This window comes from Halomonas sp. ML-15, assembly GCF_014779595.1.
Classification (GTDB): domain Bacteria; phylum Pseudomonadota; class Gammaproteobacteria; order Pseudomonadales; family Halomonadaceae; genus Franzmannia.
This window is the reverse complement of sequence record NZ_JACXZT010000009.1, coordinates 113,191-139,298: the sequence shown is the minus strand read 5'-3', so window position 1 is coordinate 139,298 and position 26,108 is coordinate 113,191. Positions and strand designations below refer to the sequence as shown.

The following is a 26,108-nucleotide window of genomic DNA, read 5'->3' as shown; positions in this document are numbered from 1 at the left end:
ATAAACCACTCGGCCCCGATCATGGATCGGGGCCGAGTGATGTAACGCAACAGCATTCCGCTTACTTTTTCTGAATGCCTTCCTGGCGTGTCGCCTTGGAGCCCTTGGGGCGCACATAGAGCACCAGGGCGTGGTCAACCAGCTCGAAGCCGTGCTCCTCGGCTATTTCCTGCTGGCGGCGCTCGATGGTTTCATCGAAGAACTCGATGATCTCACCGCTCTCGAGACACACCATATGGTCGTGGTGCTCCTCTTGAGAGAGCTCAAACAGCGCGTGACCGCCATCAAAGTTGTGGCGAATCACCAGACCGGCGGACTCGAATTGGGTCAGCACCCGGTAGACCGTCGCTAGGCCAACGTCTTCACCGGCCTCAAGCAGCGCCTTGTGGACATCTTCCGCGCTCAAGTGGTGTTGGCCCGGGGCATTTTCCAGGATCTGTAGGATCTTCACGCGGGGCAGGGTCACCTTCAGACCCGCCTTGCGTAGTTCATGGTTTTGATCGGCCATGGTTGCTCTTCGCAGTAACGTGTAGGGTCGGGTATGATCGACCGACTCAACGATAGTGAAGAACAGGCTCAAATGCAAAAGCTGATCAAAACCGTCACCCTTTCCGTTGCCTTCACTCTGATAAGCGGGTGTAGCTACATAGGCGTCTACAAGCGCGATCTGGCCCAGGGCAACCTGGTCACTCAGGACATGGTCGGCCAACTGCAGCCGGGCATGAGTCGCGACCAGGTGCGAGGCGTGATGGGCACTCCCCTGCTCGAGGGGCCGTTCGATGCCAGCCAGTGGGACTATCTGTTCCGCCTCGACGAAGCTTACGGCGGCGTGGATCAGCGCCGCGTCACCCTGACCTTCGACGGCGACCGGCTCGTCGATATCAGTCGCGACGGCGACCTGTCACGGGATATCGATCTGATGCCCGAGGACGGCCCCGGCCCCGCGCCGGAAGGCGTTGGCCCGGACGACGGCATGGCCCCGCAGGGCCCTCAGCCCGAGGCAGAGCCCCAGCAGGGCGGCGGCACTGCGCCGGCCGGCGGCGCCCCTGCCGAGCGCGCGCCAGAGCCTAGCCAGCCGGAGCCCAGCGAGCAGGAGCCGATCCAGCAGGATCCGTCACTCTAACCGCTGCGCAACGTTGTCAGGCGAGTGGATATCGCTCAGCGCGCCTTGCCCTGCGAGGCGCGCTGCTTGCGCGCCTGCTTGGGATCAATCTGCAGCGGCCGGTAGATCTCGACCCGATCGCCCTCCGCTAGGGGCTGGTCATCGCGCTTGAGTACCGCGCCAAAAATGCCCAGCGGCGCCTCACGGAAGAAGGCCTCCCCCAGCTCAGGAAACTCACTTGCCATCTCGGCCCGCAGCACCGCCTGGCGCGCCGTGGTACCCACAGGCACCCTCAGTGCTACCAGCCTCTGCCGCTCGGGCATGGCGAAAGCCACCTCGACCCGCATCGTGGCGGCCATCAACGCGCCCCCTGGCCGACAAGCAGACAGGCCTCAGCGGCCATAGAGGTCATCCGCACGGCGGGTGAACGACTCCACCAGCTGGCCAGCCACCTGCTGGAACAGCTTGCCGAAGGCCATGCCCAGCAGCCGATTGGCGAACTCGAACTCCATCTCCAGGCTGACCTTGCAGGCGTCCTCGCCCATCGGCGTGAATAGCCAGCGGCCGCGCAGGCGGCGAAAGGGCCCCTTGACCAGCGACAGCTCGATACGCTCCGGTTCAACCAGATCGTTGCGGGTCATGATGCTGTGCTCTATCCCCGCCCTGCCCAGGGTCATCTCACCGATCAGGTGCTCCTCGTCGCGCTCGATCAGACGCGCCCGCCGACAGCCCGGGAGAAATTCCGGATAGCGCTCGAAATCATTGACCAGGTCGAACATGGCCTTTGGGGAGTGCCGCACCAGGGCGGACCGATTGACCGTAGGCATTTACCTCTCCGCTGACTTTGCTGGGCCGTACGCGTATCATGGTCGGCTATTTCGTCAAGCCTTGAATCTTATCACGCTTCCCCCCATCTCGAATGGGGCTGCCAAGGCATATCGACACATGAGGTTCCATGGCCAACAAGAAAGGCAAGGGCAAAGGCCCGTCCAGTTCCGTCATCGCCCAGAACAAGAAGGCTCGCTTCGAGTACCACATCGACGAGACCTTCGAAGCGGGCCTCGCGCTGGCCGGGTGGGAGGTCAAGAGCCTGCGCGCCGGCAAGGCGCAGCTCACCGACACCTATATCCTGATCAAGAACAGCGAAGCCTGGCTGCTGGGGAGTCACATCACCCCGCTCAACACCGCCAGCACCCATGAGCTCGCCGATCCGACGCGCACCCGCAAGCTGCTGCTGCATCGCAAGGAGATCGCCAAGATCTTCTCGCGCACCCAGGACAAGGGGCACACCTGCGTGCCGCTCAAGCTGTACTGGAAGAAGAACCTGATCAAGTGCGAGCTGGCGCTGGTGACCGGCAAGAAGCAGCACGACAAGCGCGCCACCGAGAAGGAGCGCGATTGGAACCGTCAGAAGGCACGGATCATGCGCGATCACTGAGCGGCGCACGCTTGAACTGGCGTCGCGCCGTCCCCACCTGTTAGAATGAAGAGGTTCCACGGGGGCGACATGGCTTCGACGCCGGTGACAACCTCCTAGGTGCATGCCGAGAGCGTGATGTATCTCGTAAATAAAACATCACGACTAAATAGTCGCAAACGACGACAACTACGCTCAGGGCGCGCTGGCAGCTTAATAGCTGTTAGCTTCTAGTCCGGCCCCAAAGTGATGTGCCCATTCATCACGGCGGGGATATGAGCGCAAACTGATGGGATCGCGGTTGGCGGCGTCTTCACGTCAACTGCTAAAACTTTGAAGAATCGCGTAGCTGGATCCTGCCCGTCGGAGCCAGTGGCGTTAAATCAAAAGACGGAACTAAGCATGTAGAGCCGAAGAGCGAGTGCCGGCGGACGCGGGTTCAATTCCCGCCGCCTCCACCAACAAAGCATACGAATCAAGCACCTACGGGTGCTTTTTTCGTTTCTGGGGGCATGATTGGGTCTGTTTTTGGCATGGTGTGGTCAGCTTTTTGGCAAGATGCCAGCAATGGTGTTCCCCTGGTAGCAACGGTCGTCCCATCACTTTTAGACGCCCTCCACCTCTATCCCATGCCGAGCGAGCCAGCGCTTGCGCTGCTCGTAGTCTGGTATGACCCGCTCCAGGCGGCGCCAGAAGGCGGGGGTGTGGTGGGGCTCGTGAAGGTGAACCAGCTCGTGGACAACCACGTATTCGGCGATATGGCGAGGCAGCAGGATGGTCTTCCAGTGAAAGTAGACCCGGTTGCCCTTGCCGCAGGAGCCCCATCGATAGCCGAGATCCTGGACCGTTACCCCGGCGGGTTCCACCTCCATGCGCTGGGAATGCGCCTTCACCCTGGCGGCAAGCCAGTCACTGGCGCGGGCGCTGTACCAGCGAACGAAGTGTTCCCGGGCCTCGCTCAGGGCGTCCTCACGGAGCTGGAAGCGGCCGGCGGCGAGCTTGAGCGGGGCCTCCTGGGCATCAGGGGGCACGCACTTCAGCCGGTAGCTGCGCCCCAGGTAGAGGAAGCCCTCGCCGTTGACGAACTCCTTGCGCGGCAGCCGGCGGCGGCGCTCGGCCTTCTCGGCCAGCTTCTGATAAATCCACAGCCGTTTCTCGATCACGAAGTCGCGCAGGAGCCGTTCCTCGGTGCCGGTGGGCGCGGCAATCACCAGCTCGCCCTCGCGGTCCACGGTGATCTCCAACGTCTTGCGACGCGAGCTCTCACGCACTTCGAAGGTGAGGTCGTCCACGGCGAGCTGCGTCACGCGCTCACCAATTTCTGGTGGTTGCTGCGGGCGAGGTCGAAGAGCCGCTCGGCGGTGGCCTCGGCCTGATCCACGGGAACCAGGCTGCCCATCATTAGCTGGCTGAACAGGTGCTGCTTGAGGCGCTCCTGATCGGGGATATGCGAGGGCTTCCAGAAGTCGGGAATGGCGATCTCCTGCTGGATCGTCGCCACCACCTCCCCAGTGGCATCGAGCAGCTTCTGGGCGGTGGCCGAGTCGATGCTATCCGGCTCCAGGCTGGCGCTGGCAGCCAGCTCGCGCCAGAAGGGTTGAGCATGAGCGGGCATATCGGGCATCCCCTCGCCCGGACCAGTTGCGCCATCGCGTAATTGGCCGATCAGTGTCTTCAGCGCTTCGACCTGATCGGCCCACTGGCCGTCGAGCTGCTGGAGCAGCTCCTCCAGGCGCTCGCTGAGGCGACCGAACTTCACCGGGTCCTCGTCCAGGTGCTTGCGCACGTGGGAGCGCACGGCGTGCTCCATCTCCGAGGCCTTGGCGCGGTCACCGGCCTGGCGGCCGAGGTGCGCGTCGAATTCGGCGTCGGTGAGCTGCACCGGCGGGATGCGTGGGTCGATGCCGAGTGAAATCACGTAGTCGTCGATCAGCTTGCGCACCTTGTTGCCGATGTCGCGGCCGAGTTCCGGGGTGTCCTTGTAGCGATTGCGGGCCAGGGCATGAATAAAGGCGAGCCGCTTGGCGTCGTTGACGAACTCCAGCCCCTCGGGCCGGGGCAGGACGTCATCCAGGCCGCGATTGAACTCCTTGAGCTTGACCACGAACTCGGCGCGCACACGCTCATCAGCCAAGGCCTGCACCGCCTCCTCGGTGTCGTCCAGGTCGTCCACGCCCTGGCCGCGCAGCACGTCGACGACCCGCAGGTGGCGGTCGCGCAGCAGCGGGATCTCATCCTTGAGGCTCTGCAGGGCGCCCTCGATGTCCTCTTCGCTGTAGGCGGCTAGCGCCTCCTTGAGGTGGTTGGCTACGCCGAAATAGTCCACCACGATGCCGTGGGTCTTGCCGTGGCCGGTGCGGTTGACCCGGGCGATGGCCTGCAGCAGCTCCGCCTCGCGCAGGGAGCGGTCGAGGTACATCACCCCCTCGATGGGCGCATCAAAGCCGGTCAGCAGCATGCTTTTGACGATCAGGAAGGCCAGCGGGTCGTGCTTGGTGGGGTCCTTGGGTGTTGCTCCATCCAGCGGCGGCAGTGGCTTCTTGAAGCGCTTGATATGGCTCTCGACGGCGGCACGGTCGCTCCACCTGGCCCAGGAGGGGTCGTCATTGTTGTCGCTGCTGAACACCACGGCGAATTCCAGCTCGCGCAGGACGTCGCGATAGCGCCAAGCCTGGATGGCCGCCTTGACCCGCAGTGGCCGAGCGAGCAGCTGGGTGTCGTCCAGCGCCTTGTCCTCGGGAGAGAGCGCCAGCGCCTCCTCCAGCAGCTCAGCTCTGCCCTGTTCCAAAGCCTCGACGTAGCGCAGTGCCGCACGGCGACTGTAGACCACCAGCTGGGCCTTGTAGCCGTTGGGCAGGATGTGGGTGACGTAGTGGCGCAGGATGTCCTCGGCCTTCTCCTGGATCAGCTGTGGCGCCTCGAAGATCTGCCCCTTGGTGGCGTACTTCTTCTTGATCGCCTCCAGCTCCTCCTTGCTGTGGTCGCGGAACAGGTCTTCGAAGAGGCCGTCGAGGCTGGCGCCATCCTTGATCGCCCCCTTGGCGGTCCGCCCCTCGTAGAGGATCGGCACGGTGGCGCCGTCCTGCTCCGCCTCCTTGATGGTGTAGCGGTCGATGTACTCGCCGAAGATGTCGTGGGTACGTTTCTTGTCACCCATGATGATGGGCGTACCAGTGAAGCCGATACGGGCGGCGTTGGGCAGGGCGCGCATCATGTTGGCGTGTAGATCACCAGCCTGGGTGCGATGGGCCTCGTCCACCAGGATCAGGATGTCCTCGCTGGTGTTGAGCACCTCGAAGGGAGCGCTCAGGGACGGCTTCTTGAGGGGCTCGGCAGCATCGCGGCGGCCGCTGTCCAACCCCCCGCCACTGCGCTCATCGTATGAGTCTGCCTCGTCGTCGGCGTCAGAGTCCCGGTACTTCTGGTCTCTATATTTCTGAACCGTGCCAAACACCAGCCCGGGGCCGTCCCGCGCCAGCAGCTTTTTGAGCTGGGCGGTGTTGCCGGCCCGCTCGACGCCCTCGCCGGTGAGCTCGGCGGTGGCCGCCAGCTGGGCCTGGAGGTCCTTGCGGTCGGTGATCACCACCACCTTGAAGCGCCGCAGGGTCGGGTCGGTGCGCAGCTTACGCACCAGGAACACCATGGAGAGGCTTTTACCGCTGCCCTGGGTGTGCCAGACGATACCGCCCCGGCGGTCGGCCTCGCCGTCCTCGAGGCGGGTCTTGCCGCTCTTCAGCCGCTCGACGGCCCGGGTCACGCCGCGAAACTGCTGATAGCGGCACACCAGCTTGATCGTCTGGCCGCCGACGTTCATGAACAGGGTGTAGTGGCGCACGATGTCGAGCAGGTTCGCTCGCGTCAGCATGCCGGCGATCAGACGCTGCTGGGCGGAGAGATCGGCCACGCCAAGATCGATAGCCGCTTCGGCCTCACGCATCGGGGCGACGGTCTTCCAGCTCAGGTAGTGAGCGAAGCGGGCGCCGATGGTACCCACCCGGGCCTCATCGAAGTTGCTGGCCACCAGGAACTGGCTGGTGGCGAACAGCGCCGGAGCGCCCTCATGCTCCCCCACCTCGCCCTCCAGGAAGCGCTGGTCATGGTAGCGGCGCAGCTGATCCACCGCTTGGCTGAGGCCCTCCGGCACGCTGCGGCTCTTGCACTCCACCACCACCAGTGGGATGCCGTTGACGAACAGCACCAGGTCAGGGATCACGTGCCCCTTGCCGGTATCGTGACCCGGCGGGCACTTCACCTTGAACTGGTTGACCACGGTGAAGGCGTTATTGGCCGGCTCCTCCCAGTCGATGTAGCGCAGAGTCTGGCCGCGACCGCCGTCCCAGCCCTCGAGCCCCTCCACCGCCAGGCCGTTGACCAGCAGATCGGTGGCGAGCTGGTTGGCTTCCAGCACCCTGCTGGCCGGCAGGCGAGTGATGGCGGATACCGCCTGGTCCAGGCGGCTGTCGTCCAGCCAGGGCTGGCCGTCGTGCAGGTTGATCTTGCGCAGCCGCTCGCGCAGCACGGGCTCCATCACCACCTGGGAGAAGCTCTCACGGTGAGTGGCGCCGGGATCGTCCAGGGAACCGGCGAGGAACTCCCAGCCCTGCCCCACCAACTGGTCGATGAAGGGCTTCTCGACGTCCGTGTACTCGGGACCTGCCATGGTGAGAGCTCCAGGATGCAATGAGTGCCTTCGATGGTAACGAAAGCGGTGCCAAGCGGGAAATTTCCTGGGCGGAGCCGCCCCCGCCCCCGCCAAGCACCACAGTCAGCCAGAGGGTTATTCAACAGATTGACGAAGGAACTATCATCAATTAGACGAACCATCAGGAATCAATTGGACGATGAACTAGCCATCAGGTGGACGATACTCTAGCCAGCAACTGGACGCTGAAAGAGGCGCAGCATGGAATCCCCTTATCTCCCACGGCTGATTCGCGATCGAGTGCTTGAGTCCCTCGCTGATACGCCGGTGGTCTGCCTACTGGGGCCGCGTCAGGTGGGCAAGACGACCCTCGCTCGGCGCATCGAGCCCGAGCGCACCTATCTTAATCTGGATGACTCGACGCTGCTGGAAGCGGCTCGGCAGGATCCGCTCGGGTTTGTCGAGAGCCTGCCTGAACGCGTCATTCTGGACGAAGTACAGCGAGCACCGGAACTGCTGCTGGCGATCAAGTCAGTGGTGGATCGCAATCGCCAGCCGGGCCGCTTCCTGCTCACAGGCTCCGCCAACTTGTTGCTCCTACCCAAGGCTCAGGACTCCCTGGCTGGACGCATGGAGGTCATCTACCTGCATCCGCTGACCGAGCAGGAGAAGCGCGTCAGCACGTCGACTCTGCTCGCGACACTGGTGGCGGGGGAGCTAGCACCCAAAATGGTGCCGGATACCGCGCCACTCGCCCCTACGGCAGAGGTGCTCTGCCAAGGTGGCTATCCCGAACCCAACCGCCGGCGGCCCCACCGGGCACGTCAGTGGTATCGCCAGTACCTCAACGCCATTGTGCAGCGCGACGTGCGAGATATCGCGGCCATTCAGGACGAAGACGGGATGCTGCGCCTGATCGAGTTGTTGGCCTACCGCACTGCCAGCCTGCTCAACGTCAGCACGCTGAGCAAGGAACAGGGAATGGAGCGTGCAACCGTCGTCAAGTACCTCGGTATCCTGGAGCGCCTCTTTCTGGTTCAGCAGCTCCCCGCCTGGCACCGTAATCAGGCCAAGCGGCTGATCAAGAGCCCCAAGCTGCATCTAATGGATACCGGGCTTGCCGCGGCTCTGGGACGCTTGGGACCTGACCAGTGGCTAACCAAGGCAGAACGCTTCGGTGCCCTGATGGAGAGCCATGTGGTCGAACAGCTGATGGCTCAGGCCTCCTGGGTAGACCCTGAGCTACGATTTTCCCACTACCGAGACAAGGACCAGGTCGAGGTCGATCTCGTCATCGAGCGCGGTCAGGAGCTTTGGGGAGTGAAGGTCAAGCGTGCCGCCAGTGTCCAGGCCAAGGACGCCGCCGGCCTGGCCCGGCTCGCCGACCAGGCCGGCAGAGGGTTCCGCGGTGGCATGCTGATCTACACCGGTCGCCACTGCCTCAAGCTGCAAGTGCCGGGCTGCTACGCCGTGCCTGTCGGCATGCTGTGGGGGGAGGAGCCGGGAAAGGCCATCTCCAGCGAAGCCGCGCTGCAGGCCCTGGTGGACCAGGCGCAGGATCTAAGTATGGGGTATTGAATGGCGCTCGATAGGGCTCGGTATCGGCCATTGCCAGCCTCGCTTCCATTTCAGCGTGTTGGCTCTCGTCAAACCATACAATGGCGACATCCGAGGTGTTAATGTCGCCTTCGCAGCCGAGTAGATCACCAACCGTTCCGGCCAAGGTCACTTTCAATGAGTCATCGGCATAAGGCCCGTAGCGGTGAGCCTGGAAGGCGGCCCCAAGGGGATCACGCAGCCCATGACGCTGGCATTGCCGTACCAGCAGCCAGGCGAGGTGATGCACCTCAAGCATAGAGCACTCGATACCCAGCACTCAGTAGCGGCGGATCAACTCCCCCAGCATGGCGTGCGGCAGAGTCGCCATAGTCGAGCGCTCGCTCACGCGCTCACTCCGACGACTGACGTGTTGGCCATGCAGGCAGCTCCAGCAATTTGTAGCGTGGCCTGCCATGCCCGGCTTGGGTCACCAGCATCTTAGCCGCGACCATTTCCCCACGATGATCATTGATGGAGTCGGGGGATTCGACGCCTGGCCCTATCTTGGCTGTCAACCACTCCTTGCTTTCTTCAATCTGGAATTCACAGCTTCCCCTGTGTGGAAGGGCGCCGCCAAATACTACCGAGAGCATCCGTTCGCTCTCGGATAGATACTCCGTGCTCAACCGTTCGAGGCTGCGTTTGACCTGAGTTGAATCCTTGAAGTGAAATGATTTGTCACCATGCATGAGCGTGCAAACGGCTTCGTTGTCATTCAGTACGCTTACAAAGCTGCGAATCTTGTCCAGCGCACGCTGATCCATATCAGCAGCGGCTTCTGCCAGTTGATCGTCATCGACTCCGATACTTCCGTCAAGTAAGGAGCGCGTTGCCTCCAGAGCCTTGGCGACGGTGCTATCCTCAGCAAATTCTAGCTGTGCTGTAGCGTCCTGAAGCTGAAAGCCAAATGAGCCGCGAGCGGTACCGGTGATCATCATCTGATACTGGTCGCGATTAGGCACCGGACCCGTGGCTGCCAGCGTGGCATGAAGCGAGGCGCCCACGGCGGTAATTGCCTCCGAAAACGAAGAGAGCGCCTTGGAAGCGAAAGCAGCCAGAATTCCCTCTGACCCTTTGACAGGACGGCCGTTGAACGTCAGTACTGCCTTGGCAGGCTCGCACTCCAGGACAGAGGTATCTGCCAATTTTTCTTCGAGTTCTTCAAGCCGAATTTCCAGGCTGGCCCTGGAGAGCACACGATCTCCAGGTATCTTTGCCAGCATCCCCCTAAGCGTGTTGCATTCGGCTTGAAGGTCAATATATTCCTGACGGTTCATGAGCCATCCTCCTGAGCAGCGAGGGCGTCAAGACACTGCCTCGCTTCGTGAGCTGGCGAAAGAGAAACCTGAAGAAATCCCTTCCATGCTCTATCTCTTCGGTGAGACCAGACGCTATACCAGTAGGTGCTAATCTGTACAAGCTCGACCGCAGATATAGAACTGAGAGGCACCAGGAAGGCATCCACCATGAATGACCTTTTGACGAGAATTCGGCTGCTTCTTGATAAACCAATCGCATCAGAAAAGTGATCTCGAATTGTTCGCTCATCCATTCCTTCGGGAAACTCGATAAAGCTAACCAAGTCAATATCATTCGGGGGCCGTTTCTCAAGTGACTCAACGTGTTCCATATAGCTTCCATCCAGCCACTGGAACCCTTGGGTCAGCCCGGCATCGTGAAGCCCCTGGCGGTAGCGCAGAAAACCATCGAGTATCCTGATGCGCTCCTGTGAAGTGCCGAAGCGCTGGACGAGATCGACCAGTGACACCTCGTAAGGGGAGCGGGCCGGCGATGTCGGGCTGTTCGCATCCACCGGCGGCAGCACGCCTTCTGCGGTCCAGTCAGGAATCGGCACGTTGATCATGGGGCTTCCCTGCGTTCACTTATTGGACGTCTCGCTCTTATCTTAGTTGTCCGACCGACAGCCCGCCATGCGCCACCCGAGACCCAGCCGCGCTGGAAATCGGGGAGCTGGATCTTGCCGGTGATGATGTCCTTGAGCCTGAACTTCGGAAAGAGCGGCAGCGAGCGCCAGAACATTGAAAGAGCGCTGTCGAAGGTGGTCATGGCAGTTCCCTGTGCGACTTGGTCCTGGTGTTGTGATGGTGTTGTAAGAGCCCCGCTCTATGCCGGGGTGGTGGCCCGGGCTTGGTCGAGCAGCGGTGTGACGCGGACACGGCCGGTAAGGAGGTCGTCCATAAGGCCTGATTTCTCAAGTCGCATCTTGCTAAGCGCAGTAATCTCCGATGCAAGACGTTTGTTTATTTCAAGAAGACGGAACTCTATTTCAGACTGCTCATGCCGGGGCGGAACAGGAAGGCAAAGCGACGCTAGTGTCTCAGACCGTATGGCGGACATAGTTCCACCTTGCTGATCACGACTGAAATGATTGAGCACCCAAGACATATAATTAATCTGCAGCATGGCCAGAAAAGGCGAATACTTTTCTTGGTCGAGAGTCAGAGTCCATGTGTGCTTGGAGGAAAGCGCATCCCCAATGCCTTCGGGAACTATGCAGCACCGGCCGACTGTACCCATGATTGTAATCATAATGTCGTTGGGGCGGACCGCATACCTTGATAGCTCGGCGAATTTTTCGGGTGTGATGAATCGAGAGAAATTGGCTGAAAATTCCTCTACTTTGACATTGTCAATCCCGAGCAGGGGCGCGCCGCTCTCCACCAGTTCATCTTTCAGCAATGCACTTCCGAAGGGGCCTGAACGCATTGCAGGACTGACAGAAGCCAGTAAATCACTCAGGTAGGCAATACTCCACTCCCTAGGAATCAACCCCAGCGGCGACTCCTTGTAGAGCTCCGGCGCCTGATCGGGGCTGGGTCGTAGCCGGCCATTTTCATCGATGCCGCGTGTCAGCAGGTCGTGAAGCAGGCCCTCCTTGACCTTCTCCAGCTTGGCGATCAGCGCCTCGGTCTTGTGGATCTGGGTGTCGAGGGTGTCGAGTATTTGGGCGATCTGGCGCTGTTCAGTCAGGACGGGGGCAAAGACTCGGTGCTTTCGAAAGAACTCCGAGGGCACCCGCTTCTGACCGGCTGATCCGATCATAGAGGCTTCCGCTTTCAGCCTGAGGCTCGAGCTTTGGGAGATGTGAAAGATATAGCGGGGCGAGTTTTCGGCTTTGGCCCGCAGAACATGGAACTCTGTACTGCCATAGCCGACTCCGTTCTCCAGGCCAACGGCATGGGCGCCTTTGCCATTCTCCATGCAGGGGGTGATCTTTGCGATAAGAACATCACCTTCCTGAAACGGAGTGAAGCCAGACTTCACCTCTCGTAACGGCCTCGTCTTGTGAGTCAACCACTGACCGCTTTCGCTCACGTCACCCATCGGGATGAAAGAAACCAGGTCGTCAGAACGATCTAGAACTGGGGCTCTGAGGGGCGGATTGATTTCAGCGAGCTCGGAGATAGGCTCAAACATACCCCAGCCCCTCCAGATACTGCTGCAGCTCCTTGGCAGCAGCGTCCCGCTCGACCTCGATATCGGCCAGCGTCACCCGGTACTTGTCCCACCAGGTCTCGAAGGCGGCGATCACCTGCTGGCGCTGCTGGCGGATATAGCGCTCGAGAATGCCCTTGAGGCCGTTGTGCAGGATGGTGCCGACGAGCTCGGCGGCGGCGGGCTCGTCGAGAGCGTCCACCGCGGCGTTGAGGTGCTGCTCGAAGCTGGCGACCTTGGCCTTATGTTGCTTCTTCACCTGGTTGCGCTCGCTCTTCCAGGCCTTGATCTCGGCCATAGTAGGAGCGTCGTCGTCCTCGCTGACATCGGCGCCGTCCTCATCACCCTCGGGCTTGGCCTCGGCGGCCTTGATCCGGGCGTCGAGCTCGGCCTTGCTGGCGGCGAGCGCCTCGAGCTCGGCGACGTACTCTTCCAGCAGGAAATGGACCAGGCGATGGTCGAGGGGGTTGGCCTTGCTCTGCTCGTCCTCCAGCAGGCTGTTGATCGTCGTGCGCCAGGCGTCCACTACGCCCAGGCAGCCCCTGGTCTGCAGGGTGCGAAACTCGTTCTTGTTGTCGAACCAGAAGCCCGCGATGATGCCGCGCACCGCGAAGCGGTCGAGCATGGCGGTGGGTTCCAGGGCCGCGGTGAAGCTGCCCAGCAGCTCGTCGCGCAGCTGTGTAAGCCGGCCGCCGTTGCCGGAGAGGCCGGTGATGCTGGCGCCGTGCTCGGCCCACCACGTCTCGAAGGCGGCCATCACGCTGGCTTCCTTGGTGTTAAGGCCGGCGTCCGACTCGATGGCGGGCTTGAGGTCACGCTTCTCGGCCAGGTGCTCGGCGAAGTCCACGTAGTCGGGGTCGTTCGCTCGGGACGTGAAGAGCGTCATGGGGTCGAGGCCCTGGGCGTCGAACAGCGGGCGCCTGGCGTCGATCTCCGCCACCGGCACGCCGCCCTTGAGGTGGCCGCGTACGTCCTGGGGCTCCGGCGACGGAGTGTTGTCGGCGTAGCGGCGGATGTTGAGGTTGTAGTCGTTGTCGCGCAGCGCCTCGAGGGACACCACCCGGGCGAAGCCGGGCACCTCCTCGAAGGTCTCGTAGGTACTGGCGATCTTCTCGATATGCTCGGCCAGCAGGTGGTTCTGGGCGCGGCCCTCGTAGTATTCGCGGTCGGCGTTGATGAACAGCACCCGGCCCTTGCGCTCATCGGGCTTGGCGCCCTTGGCACGCAGTACCAGGACACTGGCCGGGATGCCGGTGCCGTAGAAGAGGTTGGGGGCCAGGCCGATTACCGCCTCGACCAGGTCATCCTCGAGCAGGCCGGCGCGGATGCGCTTCTCATCGCCGCCGCGGAACAGCACGCCGTGGGGCATGACGGTGGCCAGGCGGCCGTCGGACTTGAGGCAGGCGACCATGTGCTGCAGGAACATCAGGTCGGCCTTCTTGGCGCCCTCAGGCACGCTGCCGTAGTGGAACCGCTCAGGGAAGTGCTGGCTCGGTGTGTAGCCGATGGAGAAGGGCGGATTGGTCAGGATGCGGTCGAAGCGCGTAAGCTCGCCCCCCTCGACGTGCTGCGGGTCGGTGAGGGTATCGTCGTTTTGCAGGTTGGCTGAGCCGATGCCGTGCAGCAGCATGTTCATCTTGGCGATGGCCCACACCGAGCCGGAGGCCTCCTGGCCGAAGAGGTTGAGCCGGCGCGGATCGCCGCCCTGCTCCTCCAGGTACTCCTTGGCGTGGATCAGCATACCGCCTGAGCCCATGCAGGGGTCGTAGACGCTGTGGCCCTCCTGGGGGTTCATCAGCCGCACCATCATGCGGACCACCGGACGCGGCGTGTAGAACTCGCCGCCCTTCTTGCCGGCGGAGTCGGCGAAGTCGCGGATCAGGTACTCGTAGGCGGCGCCGAGCAGGTCGGGGAACTCGAAGTCCTCGTTGCGCAGGCGGTACTCGCTGAAGTGGACGATCAACTCGCGGAGCTTCTTATCCGGCAGCGTGGTGGAACCCACCTTGCGGGTGAAATCGATATGCTCGAGCACCCCGGCGAGGCTGGGGTTATGCTCTTCGAGTCCGGCCAGCGCCTTGTTGAGCGCATTGCCCACGCCCTGGTGGGCTTCCTTGAGCAGATACGACCAGCGGGCCTGGTGGGGTACGTAGAAGGTGGCCTTGTACCAGCTTGGCATCTCGATGACGTTGGCGATCTCCACCTCGCCCTTGCCGGCCTGCCTGAGCTGGCCGCGGACCTCCTCCTGACGCTGTTCGAAGACATCCGAGCAGCGCTTAAGAAACAGCATGCCAAAGATGTACTCCTTGAACTCCGAGGCATCCATGCGGCCACGCAGAATATCGGCCGCCTTGAACAGGTGCCGTTCCAGCTGGTTGAGGGTGAGGATCATGTACAGCGGTTCCCTTTGCGATGAGCCGGCCGCTTAGAGCGGCCGTGGTGACTGGCGTCTATCTCATCAAACTTGGGTGCAGAAGGCTACGACCGATTGATGGCGCCTAGGGGCGGAGCCTGAAGCCATGACGCTCCATGCAGTAATTCAGCAGTTGCTGTCCTTCTGCTTGAGTCTTGTCCGACATGCCAATTTCATAGCGGCACTCAGCGTAGGCCGTACGCGTCTCTTCGGCACTGACCCCTTCCTTTTGCCAAGTGGGCGGCTTGGGTGTGGCGCAGGCCGAAACGAGCAAGGCAACAGCAACCAACAGGATTGAACGCAGTAATGATGGGGGCATGGAACTTCCTTAAGTCTACAGAATGAGCTGTTTCACTCTGTAACCTTAAGCAGTAGGAGCGCGCTGATGCAATGTGAAACGAATTATCTAATCAAGCACCTACGGGTGCTTTTTCGTTTCTTGGGACAATGTCTGTTGCCTAGACGTGTTGCTGTCATCGCCTTGGCTCACGGAGCGGCGAGAGAAAGGTTTTCAGGCTGTGCTCATCGGAGAGGTCGCCGTAGAGCACTGTGCGCCTTCCCGACGCATCGACGAGCATCAGGGCGGGTGTGGCGAAGATGCCGAAGTTGATGGCCTCCTGCGGATCACCCAGCAAATCGATCTCGCGGGGCGCGGCGTCTCCGATTCCGCTAGCCGCCAGGGCGGTCGTCAGGTTTTGGTGGGCCCGGCGGGACCGGGGCGCCTCGCCGGTCACGAACAGAATAAGAACCGCGTCATGCGGGTGGGCATCGTCTGCGGGTGCGCTGTTCACTGGTCCTGCCCTCCCTGGCCGGGATTCCGGCGGCGCAGGATACTGTCCTGGTGGTGGTCCGCGCCACGATCGGTTGCCGTCTGGTCACGATGCTCTGCCAGCAGCTCCTCCTGAAGGCGCTCGAGTTCCGCCTGGCCCTGCTGGATGGAAGCACGGGTCTTGTCGATCTCCAGTTCCAACTGCTGTTGCTGTCGAAAGCGCTCCTTGACCTGGCGCTGTCGCAGGTCGACTTCCTCGCTCTCCTTCTGGGCCCGCGCCGTGCCCATCAAGACCTCGCTGCCGAAAGGATAGACATCGGCGAGATCGACACCTTCGGAGGAGAGAATCATCTCGCGGACCTGATTGGAGTGGGCCGTGCCCCTCGACTTGACCACCGACAGCGAGCGATTTCGCTCACCGCCGTTGATCTGGTAGCGCAGCACGATCCAGGTATCCGCGAGGGTCGAGGCGTGACTCAGGGAGGACTCGCCAAAGGGGTCATCGGCCTCTGACAGCGAGGTGATCATGGTGGTAATGCCCCGCGTGCGGGTCACGGCAATCAGACGCTCCAGGGCCAGGAAGGCGCTGTCGGCACCGGACGACTTGAGCAGGGCTGAGGCCGGGTCGATGACCAGGCAGTCCGGCTGGAAATCATCGAGTAGTGCAAGCACGGCCATGTAGTGCTCTTCCACCAGCCCGTCCCAGCTGGCCCTGGCGACTACCTTGAGATGACCGCTATCGATGGGCGACTGCAGGTCAATGCCCAAGGTAGCGACATTGCGCACGATCTGGCGGGCAAATTCGTCGAAGCTGAGCAGAAGCGCTCGCTCGCCACGCCCGGCGGCGGCCGCAACAAAGGCCGCCCCCAGGGTCGTCTTGGAGGTCCCGGGCTGGCCGGAGATCAGGGTGATCGAGCCGCGATAGACGCCACCCTCGAGTATGCTGTCGAGACGTTCGATACCGATGCTGATGCGTTCGCCGGCGGCCGGTACCGCTTCGGCGGCGAAAGGCTCGGCATAGGGCAGCTGGATGCCGGTAGCGTCGATCAGCATGGCAAGCTCGTTGGGGTTGTGGCTAGTGCCCCGATACTTGGCTATGCGGAAGCGTCGGTTGAGGCGCTTGTCCACCAGGGTGTTCGACAGCACCAGAATCGTGTTCAGCATGAACTCGATGCCGCCGAGGTGATCCGGCTGGAAACGGTCTTTGCCCGTATGCTTGCCGGTCAGCAGCAGAGAATACCCCTGCTCGATGCTCCAATCATTGAGCTGGACGATCTGGTCGATGGCACTCTGGCTGTCGGGTTGGCGACGTAGCAGCTGGTCGATCCCATCGAGGACGATCCAGGCGCCTTCCACGCGCTTGGCGCAGTGATCCAGCACCGCGAGCAGCCCCTCGATATCGAAGCCGCCGGAGAATGCGCCCCCCTTTATCGCCTGGCCGTCGAGGATTTCGCAGCGCGATGATTCTCGCAGTTGCCGCCCCCAGCGGAAGGAATCGAAATTGCGCAGGATCTGCTCGGGAGCCTCCTCGAAGCTCATGAAGACACCGCCCTCCCCCCTTGCCAGGGCACTGGCGAGTATCTGCAGCCCGATAATGGTCTTGCCGCAGCCCGGTTCGCCGACCACCAAGGTTGCTCCAGCGGCCGGCAGTCCTCCGTGGGTGACCGCATCCAGGTGATGGATGCCGGTGGCTCGCTTGATAAGACCGCGCTCCGTGGTCGTGTCGGTGTCGTTCATCGAACCTCCAGACTGCCTAACGCTAAACTGCGGGGAATCTTGCTCTATGGTGCGCCATCTCTTGAACTATTTCCGGAAGGGAGCGGCGTCAGGGGCAGCCGGGAGCGCTTCTCCAGCAACCAGCGGAAATCCTCCACTTCGAGCGGCATGCTGTAGTAGTAACCTTGGCCGATATGGCATCCCAACTCGAGCAGGGCGTCACGCACGGCGGTATTCTCTACCCCTTCCGCCACGGTGTCGGCCCCGAGCACCTGGCTAATGCCCAGTATCATGGACACGATGTTGCGGTTGAGAGGGTCGTCCAGAATGCGCCGTACGAACCCCATGTCGATCTTGATCTCGTCGAAGGGGTACTGCTGAAGGTAGAGCAGAGACGAGTAACCGGTGCCGAAGTCATCCAGTGAGAGCCTTACCCCCAGCGCATGCAGCTCGTTGATCTGTCGACGCAGCAACTCGGACTCCTCGCTGAACACACTCTCGGTGATCTCGAGGGTCAGTGCCGCCGGGTCGATGCCATGGGTATCGAGCGCCTCGCGCACCTTGCGGGTAAAGTCGCCCAGGCGGAACTGGTCCAGCGAGACGTTGACCGAGACCTGGACCAGATCGAGACCTGCCTCTTGCCACTCACTGAGATGGCGGCAGGCCTGGAACAGCACCCAGTCACCGATCGGGCCGATCAACTGGCTCTGCTCGGCGACCGGGATGAACTGGCCCGGCATCTGCATGCCACGCTCCGGGTGCAACCACCGGAGCAGCGCCTCGCAGCCCATCATCTCGCCGGTGGCCAGATCCACCTTGGGCTGATAGTGCAGCTCGAACTGGCCCTCCTTCAGGGCCCGCCGGAGGTCGCGCGTCATGTCGATGCGCTGCTGGGCGAGCCGATCTATCTCGGGGTTGTAGCGATAGAACTCACTGATGTCGCGCTGACGGGTCTCGTGCAAGGCAATCTCTACCTCATGGAGCAGGGTTTCGTCGCTACGCTCGTCCTCGCCGAGCAGGGTGTAGCCCACACGGGCCGCAATCTCGATGACGATGTCATCGATGCACACCGGCAGATGGAAGATCTCGGTCAGCGCATCGAGACGCTCACTGGGGTGGGAAGAGCCGTCACCGGGGAGGAAAAGTATGAACTGGTCGCCGCTGATACGAGCGATCAGAGTGTTGTCGCAGAGATGCGCTTCAAGGCGACGCGCCATCTCGATCAGCAGGCGATCTCCGATGTCGTAGCCGTGGGCATCGTTGACGTTGCGCATCTCCCTGATATCCAGCAGAGCGATGATGGCCTGCGGATCCCAGCCGTGCCGGTCAAGGTGCTGCGAGACAGCCTCACTGAAGCCCAGTCGATTGGCGAGACCGGTGAGTGGGTCCTGGTAGGCCTGCTGCTTGAGCTCGATCTCCGCCATCTTGCGCTCGGTGATATCCACATGCATCACCACGACACCCAGGGAATCTTCCGTGCCCCGGCCAGGCTCGAGCCGGTTGGCCATCATGCGAAACCAGTACGGCTGGCTCGGGGAGTGGCAGGGATATTCGAAAACGAAGCTTTGCTCGTCGCCGTCGAGCACGGCCTTCAGGCCCACGGCTGCCTTGTGGGCATCCTCGGCACAGTCCCCATCGGCAGCACGACAAATCTCGAGGTAGTTGCTGCCGACGCCGAAGTTGGCGTCCTGGCTATCATTGAGAGTGCCGAAATGACGCCACTGGTCGTTGACGTCGAGAATCTTGCCGTCGCCATCCAGCAGGGCGATATGGGCGGGGAGGGAGTCGATCAGCGCCCGACGCGTGGCCAGGGCCCCGGACAAGGTCGTCATCATGCTGTCCTGCTGGTCGAGCATCCGATTGAAGGTGCCTGAAAGGTCGGCGAATTCATCCGTCCCCGTCGACGGGACGCGAACTCCCCACTCTCCGGCCTCAACCCGCCTGGTAGCGCGGGAAATAGCTCGCAGGGGACCATTGATGCGCCTGAATATCACACCAAAGGCGATCACGCAGAGAACCCCAAAGGCACCCGCGGTGGTGGCGAAGCCGATGGACAGCCTATGGGTTGCCCTGGCGGCTTGATGCTGACGCAGACCAACGATGTCCTGGAGGGCCGCGTCCAGAGCGATGCCATAGCCAGCCACCTTGCTGGTGATCATCTGACCGGGCAGGGGGAGCACAAGAACCGCATAAAAGCTTTCGAGCTCCTCAACGATATCGTCGATATGGCGTATGGCCTGCACGGCACCGAGGTGGTCTTCAGCGAAGGGGATCAAATCCGCCTGGATCGAGGCCGCCTCGCCCCGATACGCCTCCCAGAGCTCGAGGTCGGCCCGCTGTCGCAGCAGCTTGTCGCTGACCACAGAGAAACTATTGATGCGACTTTGCAACGCCATCAAGACGGCGACTTCGTCTTGCCTATCCTGCATCTGCGACAGGCTGTAGCCTCCCAGCAACACCAGGGTCGCCAAGCCGACCAGGCAACCGGTGATGCTGATAAGGGAGAGACGCAGGAGCTTCACTACGCAGTCACTTCAGCGGCCAGGGTCGGAAGGTCGCCGAGGCAGGCCACGCAGGACGGGTGCCAAGGGTCATGGGTATCGGCGTTGGCGCTCGACGCCAAGACAGCCAGGACGGCGCTGATCACCACCAGGATGACGGGGTGTCGTGTCCGGCACCATGTCGGCCGACATGGTTGTAGGATCCACATGGGCAGCAGCATCCATATAAGGAGGAGTCGGTCATCGCTCTCCTCAGTATGTGCCCCGGCCTCCGCTATTATCAATCAGTGCTTTCCCGGGCACCCGCCGGATACCGCTATCCCTGGGCCTGCTAACCGTTGACGGATGACAGCAAGGCGTCCAGCAGGATCCGCATGGCAATGATAAACAGCAGTGCCATGATGACCTTGTCAAACACGTCGCGGGCAAGGTAATGCCCTAGCCGCCCTCCCAGCGGCATGGCCAGCCAGATGACGACGAATGCTGCCACGCTGGCCATGGCCAGGGGCCATGTGACGAGTCCGACGGACAGTAGCGCGGGTATCTGTACCACCGTGATGGCCGCAAAGAACGTCGAAATGGAGCCTATGAACACCCGGCGCTCCAGCCGCATGAAGTTGAGAAACGCCACCGATACCGGCGCCGACATCCCCACCGCGCCCTGCAGTGCGCCGCCGCACAGGCCGGCAGGGATGACCAGCCTGTTGGCCAGCGCCTGTCCGAGCTCGGCATCACGTCGGAGCAGGCGCAATCCCAGGTAAGCCAGCATGGTTACGGCAACGGTGATCGACAGCAGCTTCTCGTTGATGCTCACCAGCGCCCAGGTACCCAGCAGCACGCCCAAGCCCCCCGCTGCGGCAAATCCCACCAGGAAGCACAGGGGCAATAGATGGCGACGGTAGAGCCAAACCTGCCAGAGATTGCTCAGCAGGTTGGGCACCAGCAAGACGACAATAGCGGTCTGGATATCGTAGAGCACGGTGAACACCGGCACCACGATCAGCGGCACTCCAGAGCCAATGGCGCCTTTGACAATCCCCGCCAGCGCCAGCGTCAGTATCGACAGCAGTATCAGCATGAAGTGTCAGCTAGCATCCCGGGTCTGTAGCGCATGGTAGCCGTGATTAGCCCGCGCCTCACCCAACGACGACCCGCTACGAACATCGCGCAGTATGGCCTCTTCCTTCTCCTCGATGCTTTCTGCCGTGGCGAGTACAGAGGCGACTTGCGACAGCGGAATCACGACCACACCGTTGCCATCGGCGCAGACCAGATCGCCCGGCTCAACGCGAACCGTGCCAAGGCAGACCGGCACATTCATCGCCTGCAGCATTACGCGGTCCTTGCCCGTTCGCATATGCCCCTGCCGCGACCAGATGGGGTAGGTCAGCGCCAGGCTCTCCTGCAGATCACGGTTCACGCCGTCGACCACGGTGCCCTCTACCCCGTTGCGCTTGGCCACCTCGGTCATGATATTGCCCCATACGGTGCAATCGGTGCGGCCGCGGTTGTCAATCACCACCACGTCCCCCACCCCCAGATCATCCAGGAAGTCTCCTACGGTGCCGCCCTCGGCCCCCACGGGCATGTAGGCCAGGGTAAACGCCTGCCCCGCGATGCAGGCCTCCGGCATTAATGGTCGCAACCCCTCCACCGCCCCGGGCAGCCCATGCTTATCAAGCGCATCGCTCAGGCTTGAGGTGGAAAGCGCACGGCAACGTTCCAGGGTGTTGCCATCCAATCGTTGGTTCGTCATAGCAAGCGTCTCCAGCGCCGATCATTCGTCGGCCATTTATTGGTTATATTGGTTTGATTGGTTTGAAACATCGGCGTCACCCTCGAAGGGATGGACCAATTCCATGTGCGAGTGTGGCGTAAGCAGCTGGCGCTCCACGCTCAGAAGGTGCTGCAGCATCTGCGCAGAGGCGGCGGCAGGGTCACGATCGGCAATCGCCTGGATAATACGCTCGTGCTCAATGAACGAGTGATGGTCCGGCAGCGGGCGCAGCGTCTCTGTGCGGCGCCTCCCCCACACCATCGCCCGCCGCACGCCCGACAGCATGTCGAACATCGAGGCCGTGATCAGGTTCTGGGTGGAATCGGCTATCAGTTTGTGGATCTGGTTATCACAGGCCTCGTATTCACGCCAGGTCGACGCTTCGCGACTCCGCCTGGCCACGTCACGCATCGCCTCGATATCCCTCGGCGTGGCCTGCAGCGCCGCTTCAGCGGCCAGGCCGGGCTCAAAGGTCATGCGCGCTCGAACGATGTCTGACGGACTGCAGTGATGCAATAGATTCGCCGGATCGAACGCCTTGAGAGGCGAGCGATCACCGACAAAGGTGCCTTTACCCACGTGGCGCCATACCAGCCCCTCCTTCTCGAGAATGGCCAGCGCCTTGCGCAATTCACCTCGCGTGACACCTACGTGCCGTGCCAATTCCCGCTCAGGGGGCAAGCGATCATTGGGCCGCTTGCCGCTCTGCGACAGATAGGCGCGCAGCTGTACCAGCGTTGCGTGATGTTCTTCCATAACATCCCCTTGCGTGAATAGCACCTTATTCTCAACTGTAGGTCGCTTAAAAAAATTGGGCAACCATTTCTTGACCTATCCCGATAATTGGTCAAACCTGAGGTCAGGATTCGATTGGCCAGCCAACGGAGGGCAAGACGAGATCGCCACTCAACGCCATTGAGGCAGACACGCCATCTGCCTGCGTACCGAGAGGCCCAAGATACACGCCAAGCACACCGTTAGAACGATAATAAGGAATACCACATGAACAATAAGAAGGTCCTTGCACACGCCATCGGCGCTATCGCCCTCGCCAGCGTCCCACTCTCAGCACATGCGTGGCCCGACCAGACAGTGACCATCGTGGTGCCCTATGCACCAGGAGGCATTGCCGACATCGCCGCCCGCACCGTGGCAGAGGCCATGACGCCAATATGGGGTCAAGAGGTCATCGTCGACAACCGGACCGGCGGTGCAGGTTTTGTTGCTGCCACTACGGTGGCGCGCGCCGCGCCCGATGGCCACACGCTGTTTGTGGCTGACATGGGCGTCAACGTCATCAACCCCTACCTGTTTGACGATGCCCCCTACGATCCTGCCACCGACTTCCGCCCGATCACCATGATCAGCGATACCCCGCTCGTGCTGGCGGCCTACAGCGGCGCACCGTTCGACACCACCGAAGACTACCTCGCCTATGCCGAAGCCAATCCAGGTGAAATCAGCTTTGCATCAGCCGGCATCGGGTCGCTGAACCATATCGTGCCAGAGTGGATCAACTACGAAACCGGCATCGATACCGTGCACATCCCTTACCGAGGCGGTGCACCGGCTGCCACGGCTGTTGCCTCTGGAGAAGCCGAGGTCGGCGTACTGGCCCTGTCGTCCGTTGGTCCCTTCGTCGATAGCGGTGATATCAAACTGCTGGGGGTCGCGCGTGAGGAGCGCGTGGCGTCGCATCCCGATCTTCCCACCCTGATGGAGGGAGGGGTTCCCAATGTTGCAGCCGGCCAGTGGGCAGGCCTGTTCGCACCGTCGGGCGTCAGCGATGAAATCGTAGAGAAGATCTATGAAGATGTGGTGGCCTACCTGGAAACCGAGCAGGCCCAGACCACCTTCGCCGATCGGGGCGCCATCGTCTCTCCCATGACGTCAGAGGATTTCGGCCAGATGCTGGATGATCTGCGCGAGCAGTTCTCGACCATCATCGAAGCAGCCAACATCAGCGCCGACTGACATCAATGGCCAGGGCTCAGCCCATTGGGCCCTGGCCACTTCTGACGGGATTAGACGATGAATGTACTTACCTCCAAGGACTTCTTGGCGGGATTGGTCTGCGTGCTGATTGGAAGCCTGGTACTGGTGGTGGCCTCCGACTACAGCTTCGGTACGCCACGTCGTATGGGCCCAGGCTTCTTCCCGATCACCCTTGGCACGCTGCTGTTACTGCTGGGGGCCGGCGTTGTGCTCAGCTCGCTTCGCACCCATGAAAAGCTCCCTCCCCTAAACCTGCGTCCCTGGCTGGTCATCCCCGCGGCGATCATTGCGTTTGCCTGGCTCTTGCCGCGCTTTGGTTTCGCCCCCGCAGGGCTCGCGGTGGTGGTGCTTGCCGGCCTGGCTGACCGCAACGCCAACAAGTTGGCGCTGTTGCTGCTCGCCTGCGTGCTCGTCCCGGCGATCTGGGGGCTATTTGCCCTGGTGCTGGGCGTGCCCATTCCGTTTCTGATCTGGAGTTGACCATGGACCTACTCGAGAGTCTTCAGCTCGGCCTGGCCACCGCGCTGACCATGGAAAACCTGCTCTACTGCCTGCTGGGTGTGAGCGTTGGCATGATCGTCGGCGTTCTCCCCGGCATTGGCCACCTGGCAGCCGTGTCGCTGCTGATGCCGCTGACCTTTCACGTGCCCGCCACTGCCGCCCTGGTGATGCTCGCGGGGATCTACTACGGCGCCCAGTACGGCGGTTCGATCGCGTCGATTCTCCTCAACCTGCCGGGTACCGCCTCGTCAGCCGTGATCTGCCTCGACGGCTACCCGATGTCGCAGAAAGGTAGAGCCGGCGCGGCACTGATGATCACTACCATCGCCTCTTTCGTGGGCAGCTGTTTCGCCATCATTGTATTGATTCTGATGGCTCCTCCGCTCGCTCAGCTGGCACTCTCGTTCCACTCCGCCGACTACTTCTCCATGATGGTGCTCGGCCTGGTCGCCGCCGGATCGATTAGCCAGGGACGACCGCTGATCGGACTCGCCAGCGTAGTACTGGGGCTGCTGATTGGCCTGGTGGGCATCGACGTCAACAGCGGCGCAATGCGCATGACGTTCGGGATACCCGAACTCTTCGACGGCGTCAGCATCATCGTCATTGCCATGGCACTGTTCGGTGTCTCCGAGGTCATTTCCAGCATTGGCAAGACCGGCGACGGAGCCAACAAGACCCGTGTCACCTTTCGCTCCCTGCTGCCGACACGCAAAGAGTGGCGCGAATCCGGCTGGCCCATTCTGCGCGGTTCTGGCGTGGGCACTGCCGTCGGCATTCTGCCAGGCACGGGGGGCGGCTCCATGGCCTCGTTCATGGCCTATGCCGTCGAGAAGCGCATCTCTTCCAAGCCGGAAACCTTTGGCAAGGGCGCGGTCGCTGGCATTGCCGCCCCGGAGGGCGCCAACAACGCTGCCGCGCAATCCTCCTTTATCCCCACCCTGACCCTGGGGATCCCTGGCGACGCCATCATGGCCCTGATGCTGGGCGCCTTGATGATCCATGGCATTGCGCCTGGCCCTAGAGTGGTGACCGAGAATCCGGAGCTATTCTGGGGGCTGGTGGTGAGCTTCCTGATCGGAAACCTGATCCTGCTTATCCTCAACATTCCCTTGATCAAGGTCTGGGTGAAGATACTTCAGATTCCCTATCGGCTGCTGTTCCCCATCATCATTCTGCTGATTTGTGCAGGCGTCTACAGCCTCGATCGCTCCGTCATGGACGTGTTGCTTGTCGCGGGTTTTGCCGGCATCGGCTATCTGCTGATCAAGCTTGGGTTTGAAGCAGCACCGCTGCTTCTCGGCTTTATCCTTGGCCCCATGCTGGAGGAGAACCTGCGCCGTTCAATGCTACTCAGCAGGGGGGACTTCATGGTCTTCCTTGAACGCCCAATCAGCGCCGCTTTTCTGTTTCTGGCAGCACTTCTGCTGCTGTGGGTTATCTGGGGCAGCTTTAAACCCCGCCGAAGTACTACCGAAAACAACTGAAAACCACCTACAAAAGGCTAGGGATATGAACAAGGTTGCTATCAAGACGATAGAGCGTGCAGATGGAGAAGTGATCAAGGCCCTTGGCAAGTGCGGCGTGGCCACCGTGCATGAGGCCCAGGGGCGCTCAGGGGCCATGGAGCCGGAGATCCGTGCCGGCGTACCAGGCGCGGCAATTGCTGGATCGGCGATCACTGTCCTCTGCGCGCCAGGCGACAACTGGATGCTGCATGTCGCCATTGAACTCATGGAGCCGGGCGATGTGCTGGTGGTGGGTACGACATCGCGCAGCCTCGACGGCTTTTTCGGCGATATTCTGGCCGAATTCGTGACGCAGCGGGGCGGCGTTGGCGCAGTGCTGGATACCGGGGCACGCGATATCAGGGACCTCCGGGAACAAGGCTTCCCGGTGTGGTCGCGCGCCATCAGCCCGCAGGGCACCGTCAAGGAGACGGTAGGTGCGGTTAACGTCCCCATCATGTGCGGCGGACGCCTGGTCATCCCCGGCGATGTTGTCGTGGCCGATGACGACGGAGTTGTGCTGGTACCTCGCCAGCATGCTGCCGATGTCCTCGACGCTTCTCACCAGCGGATAGACAAGGAAGAGGCCATGCGCACGGCCATCAAGCAGGGCGGAAAAACGCTCGACCTGCTGGGCTTGCGCGAAAAACTCATCGAGAAAGGGCTTCGGTACGATGACGGCCCCATCGACTGGCCGTTTCACCGGGAGTGAGAA

Annotated in this window: 24 protein-coding genes and 1 other RNA gene; 8 read left to right on the top strand and 17 right to left on the bottom strand. The window is 61.8% G+C overall.

What is annotated here, in order from left to right:
• Positions 1-61: 61 nt before the first annotated feature.
• Positions 62-508, bottom strand: coding sequence for a ferric iron uptake transcriptional regulator (fur, locus tag IEI94_RS06320; protein ID WP_191166475.1), 447 nt, complete (start codon positions 506-508; stop codon positions 62-64).
• Between the two features lie 72 nt (positions 509-580).
• Between fur and IEI94_RS06315 the strand changes: the two genes are divergently transcribed.
• Positions 581-1,123 (top strand): outer membrane protein assembly factor BamE, encoded by a 543-nt coding sequence (locus tag IEI94_RS06315; protein WP_191166474.1) that lies wholly within the window; start codon positions 581-583, stop codon positions 1,121-1,123.
• 35 nt (positions 1,124-1,158) lie between these two features.
• On the opposite strand, the gene IEI94_RS06310 is transcribed toward IEI94_RS06315, so the two are convergent.
• Complete coding sequence (locus IEI94_RS06310; RefSeq protein WP_224749964.1) at positions 1,159-1,461, bottom strand: RnfH family protein; 303 nt, start codon at positions 1,459-1,461, stop codon at positions 1,159-1,161.
• Between the two features lie 33 nt (positions 1,462-1,494).
• Positions 1,495-1,929: a type II toxin-antitoxin system RatA family toxin gene (locus IEI94_RS06305; RefSeq protein WP_191166472.1), complete on the bottom strand. Its 435-nt coding sequence runs from the start codon at positions 1,927-1,929 to the stop codon at positions 1,495-1,497.
• Between the two features lie 128 nt (positions 1,930-2,057).
• On the opposite strand from IEI94_RS06305, the gene smpB reads away from it, so the two are divergent.
• On the top strand, positions 2,058-2,540 hold the full coding sequence (gene smpB, locus IEI94_RS06300; RefSeq protein WP_191166471.1) for an SsrA-binding protein SmpB: 483 nt from the start codon (positions 2,058-2,060) through the stop codon (positions 2,538-2,540).
• Positions 2,541-2,600: 60 nt separating this feature from the next.
• Positions 2,601-2,980: a transfer-messenger RNA gene (gene ssrA, locus IEI94_RS06295) on the top strand.
• 144 nt (positions 2,981-3,124) lie between these two features.
• Here the strand turns inward: ssrA and IEI94_RS06290 are convergent.
• Both IEI94_RS06290 and IEI94_RS06285 read right to left on the bottom strand, forming a co-directional pair.
• Positions 3,125-3,826 carry a M48 family metallopeptidase gene (locus IEI94_RS06290; RefSeq protein WP_191166470.1) on the bottom strand — a complete coding sequence of 234 codons (702 nt, stop codon included), beginning with the start codon at positions 3,824-3,826 and terminating at the stop codon, positions 3,125-3,127.
• On the bottom strand, positions 3,823-7,179 hold the full coding sequence (locus tag IEI94_RS06285) for a type I restriction endonuclease subunit R (RefSeq protein ID WP_191166469.1): 3,357 nt from the start codon (positions 7,177-7,179) through the stop codon (positions 3,823-3,825). Before IEI94_RS06285 ends, IEI94_RS06290 begins: the two co-directional genes overlap by 4 nt.
• A gap of 243 nt (positions 7,180-7,422) precedes the next feature.
• Here IEI94_RS06285 and IEI94_RS06280 point away from each other — a divergent pair, with 243 nt between their 5' ends.
• Positions 7,423-8,739: an ATP-binding protein gene (locus tag IEI94_RS06280; protein WP_191166468.1), complete on the top strand. Its 1,317-nt coding sequence runs from the start codon at positions 7,423-7,425 to the stop codon at positions 8,737-8,739.
• Between the two features lie 371 nt (positions 8,740-9,110).
• Here the strand turns inward: IEI94_RS06280 and IEI94_RS06275 are convergent, their stop codons facing one another.
• From IEI94_RS06275 to IEI94_RS06220, 12 genes are all read right to left on the bottom strand, one after another.
• The gene (locus tag IEI94_RS06275) at positions 9,111-10,037 is read right to left on the bottom strand and encodes a hypothetical protein (protein WP_191166467.1); all 927 of its coding nucleotides are present in this window, start codon (positions 10,035-10,037) and stop codon (positions 9,111-9,113) included.
• On the bottom strand, positions 10,034-10,624 hold the full coding sequence (locus IEI94_RS06270) for a DUF6932 family protein (RefSeq protein ID WP_191166466.1): 591 nt from the start codon (positions 10,622-10,624) through the stop codon (positions 10,034-10,036). Before IEI94_RS06270 ends, IEI94_RS06275 begins: the two co-directional genes overlap by 4 nt.
• Complete coding sequence (locus IEI94_RS06265) at positions 10,621-10,827, bottom strand: hypothetical protein (protein ID WP_191166604.1); 207 nt, start codon at positions 10,825-10,827, stop codon at positions 10,621-10,623. The genes IEI94_RS06270 and IEI94_RS06265 overlap by 4 nt, the downstream gene beginning before the upstream one ends.
• Before the next feature lie 57 nt (positions 10,828-10,884).
• Complete coding sequence (locus IEI94_RS06260; RefSeq protein WP_191166465.1) at positions 10,885-12,198, bottom strand: restriction endonuclease subunit S; 1,314 nt, start codon at positions 12,196-12,198, stop codon at positions 10,885-10,887.
• Positions 12,191-14,605 carry an N-6 DNA methylase gene (locus IEI94_RS06255; RefSeq protein WP_191166464.1) on the bottom strand — a complete coding sequence of 805 codons (2,415 nt, stop codon included), beginning with the start codon at positions 14,603-14,605 and terminating at the stop codon, positions 12,191-12,193. Before IEI94_RS06255 ends, IEI94_RS06260 begins: the two co-directional genes overlap by 8 nt.
• Positions 14,606-14,711: 106 nt before the next feature.
• Positions 14,712-14,945 carry a hypothetical protein gene (locus IEI94_RS06250; RefSeq protein ID WP_191166463.1) on the bottom strand — a complete coding sequence of 78 codons (234 nt, stop codon included), beginning with the start codon at positions 14,943-14,945 and terminating at the stop codon, positions 14,712-14,714.
• 154 nt (positions 14,946-15,099) lie between these two features.
• Positions 15,100-15,417 carry a circadian clock KaiB family protein gene (locus tag IEI94_RS06245; protein WP_191166462.1) on the bottom strand — a complete coding sequence of 106 codons (318 nt, stop codon included), beginning with the start codon at positions 15,415-15,417 and terminating at the stop codon, positions 15,100-15,102.
• On the bottom strand, positions 15,414-17,132 hold the full coding sequence (locus tag IEI94_RS06240; RefSeq protein WP_191166461.1) for an ATPase domain-containing protein: 1,719 nt from the start codon (positions 17,130-17,132) through the stop codon (positions 15,414-15,416). Before IEI94_RS06240 ends, IEI94_RS06245 begins: the two co-directional genes overlap by 4 nt.
• A 44-nt stretch (positions 17,133-17,176) precedes the next feature.
• Positions 17,177-19,633: an EAL domain-containing protein gene (locus IEI94_RS06235; protein ID WP_191166460.1), complete on the bottom strand. Its 2,457-nt coding sequence runs from the start codon at positions 19,631-19,633 to the stop codon at positions 17,177-17,179.
• A 310-nt stretch (positions 19,634-19,943) separates the two neighbouring features.
• On the bottom strand, positions 19,944-20,690 hold the full coding sequence (locus tag IEI94_RS06230; RefSeq protein WP_224749963.1) for a sulfite exporter TauE/SafE family protein: 747 nt from the start codon (positions 20,688-20,690) through the stop codon (positions 19,944-19,946).
• 6 nt (positions 20,691-20,696) lie between these two features.
• Positions 20,697-21,368: an RraA family protein gene (locus IEI94_RS06225; protein WP_191166459.1), complete on the bottom strand. Its 672-nt coding sequence runs from the start codon at positions 21,366-21,368 to the stop codon at positions 20,697-20,699.
• 36 nt (positions 21,369-21,404) lie between these two features.
• Positions 21,405-22,145, bottom strand: coding sequence for a FadR/GntR family transcriptional regulator (locus IEI94_RS06220; RefSeq protein ID WP_191166458.1), 741 nt, complete (start codon positions 22,143-22,145; stop codon positions 21,405-21,407).
• 246 nt (positions 22,146-22,391) lie between these two features.
• Here IEI94_RS06220 and IEI94_RS06215 point away from each other — a divergent pair, with 246 nt between their 5' ends.
• The 4 genes from IEI94_RS06215 to IEI94_RS06200 are packed head-to-tail and all read left to right on the top strand — an operon-like array spanning position 22,392 to position 26,105.
• Complete coding sequence (locus tag IEI94_RS06215; RefSeq protein WP_191166457.1) at positions 22,392-23,363, top strand: Bug family tripartite tricarboxylate transporter substrate binding protein; 972 nt, start codon at positions 22,392-22,394, stop codon at positions 23,361-23,363.
• Between the two features lie 57 nt (positions 23,364-23,420).
• Positions 23,421-23,864 (top strand): tripartite tricarboxylate transporter TctB family protein, encoded by a 444-nt coding sequence (locus tag IEI94_RS06210; RefSeq protein WP_191166456.1) that lies wholly within the window; start codon positions 23,421-23,423, stop codon positions 23,862-23,864.
• Positions 23,865-23,866: 2 nt separating this feature from the next.
• On the top strand, positions 23,867-25,372 hold the full coding sequence (locus IEI94_RS06205; protein WP_191166455.1) for a tripartite tricarboxylate transporter permease: 1,506 nt from the start codon (positions 23,867-23,869) through the stop codon (positions 25,370-25,372).
• 25 nt (positions 25,373-25,397) lie between these two features.
• Positions 25,398-26,105, top strand: coding sequence for a 4-carboxy-4-hydroxy-2-oxoadipate aldolase/oxaloacetate decarboxylase (locus IEI94_RS06200; RefSeq protein ID WP_191166454.1), 708 nt, complete (start codon positions 25,398-25,400; stop codon positions 26,103-26,105).
• Positions 26,106-26,108 lie beyond the last annotated feature (3 nt).

Excerpts from the sequence above, each read along its gene's own strand:
- fur (WP_191166475.1), bottom strand. The coding sequence starts at position 508 with ATGGCCGATCAAAACCATGAACTACGCAAGGCGGGTCTGAAGGTGACC.
- IEI94_RS06315 (WP_191166474.1), top strand. The coding sequence starts at position 581 with ATGCAAAAGCTGATCAAAACCGTCACCCTTTCCGTTGCCTTCACTCTG.
- IEI94_RS06310 (WP_224749964.1), bottom strand. The coding sequence starts at position 1,461 with ATGGCCGCCACGATGCGGGTCGAGGTGGCTTTCGCCATGCCCGAGCGG.
- IEI94_RS06305 (WP_191166472.1), bottom strand. The coding sequence starts at position 1,929 with ATGCCTACGGTCAATCGGTCCGCCCTGGTGCGGCACTCCCCAAAGGCC.
- smpB (WP_191166471.1), top strand. The coding sequence starts at position 2,058 with ATGGCCAACAAGAAAGGCAAGGGCAAAGGCCCGTCCAGTTCCGTCATC.
- IEI94_RS06285 (WP_191166469.1), bottom strand. The coding sequence starts at position 7,179 with ATGGCAGGTCCCGAGTACACGGACGTCGAGAAGCCCTTCATCGACCAG.
- IEI94_RS06280 (WP_191166468.1), top strand. The coding sequence starts at position 7,423 with ATGGAATCCCCTTATCTCCCACGGCTGATTCGCGATCGAGTGCTTGAG.
- IEI94_RS06275 (WP_191166467.1), bottom strand. The coding sequence starts at position 10,037 with ATGAACCGTCAGGAATATATTGACCTTCAAGCCGAATGCAACACGCTT.
- IEI94_RS06270 (WP_191166466.1), bottom strand. The coding sequence starts at position 10,624 with ATGATCAACGTGCCGATTCCTGACTGGACCGCAGAAGGCGTGCTGCCG.
- IEI94_RS06265 (WP_191166604.1), bottom strand. The coding sequence starts at position 10,827 with ATGACCACCTTCGACAGCGCTCTTTCAATGTTCTGGCGCTCGCTGCCG.
- IEI94_RS06260 (WP_191166465.1), bottom strand. The coding sequence starts at position 12,198 with ATGTTTGAGCCTATCTCCGAGCTCGCTGAAATCAATCCGCCCCTCAGA.
- IEI94_RS06255 (WP_191166464.1), bottom strand. The coding sequence starts at position 14,605 with ATGATCCTCACCCTCAACCAGCTGGAACGGCACCTGTTCAAGGCGGCC.
- IEI94_RS06250 (WP_191166463.1), bottom strand. The coding sequence starts at position 14,945 with ATGCCCCCATCATTACTGCGTTCAATCCTGTTGGTTGCTGTTGCCTTG.
- IEI94_RS06240 (WP_191166461.1), bottom strand. The coding sequence starts at position 17,132 with ATGAACGACACCGACACGACCACGGAGCGCGGTCTTATCAAGCGAGCC.
- IEI94_RS06230 (WP_224749963.1), bottom strand. The coding sequence starts at position 20,690 with ATGCTGATACTGCTGTCGATACTGACGCTGGCGCTGGCGGGGATTGTC.
- IEI94_RS06225 (WP_191166459.1), bottom strand. The coding sequence starts at position 21,368 with ATGACGAACCAACGATTGGATGGCAACACCCTGGAACGTTGCCGTGCG.
- IEI94_RS06220 (WP_191166458.1), bottom strand. The coding sequence starts at position 22,145 with ATGGAAGAACATCACGCAACGCTGGTACAGCTGCGCGCCTATCTGTCG.
- IEI94_RS06215 (WP_191166457.1), top strand. The coding sequence starts at position 22,392 with ATGAACAATAAGAAGGTCCTTGCACACGCCATCGGCGCTATCGCCCTC.
- IEI94_RS06210 (WP_191166456.1), top strand. The coding sequence starts at position 23,421 with ATGAATGTACTTACCTCCAAGGACTTCTTGGCGGGATTGGTCTGCGTG.
- IEI94_RS06205 (WP_191166455.1), top strand. The coding sequence starts at position 23,867 with ATGGACCTACTCGAGAGTCTTCAGCTCGGCCTGGCCACCGCGCTGACC.
- IEI94_RS06200 (WP_191166454.1), top strand. The coding sequence starts at position 25,398 with ATGAACAAGGTTGCTATCAAGACGATAGAGCGTGCAGATGGAGAAGTG.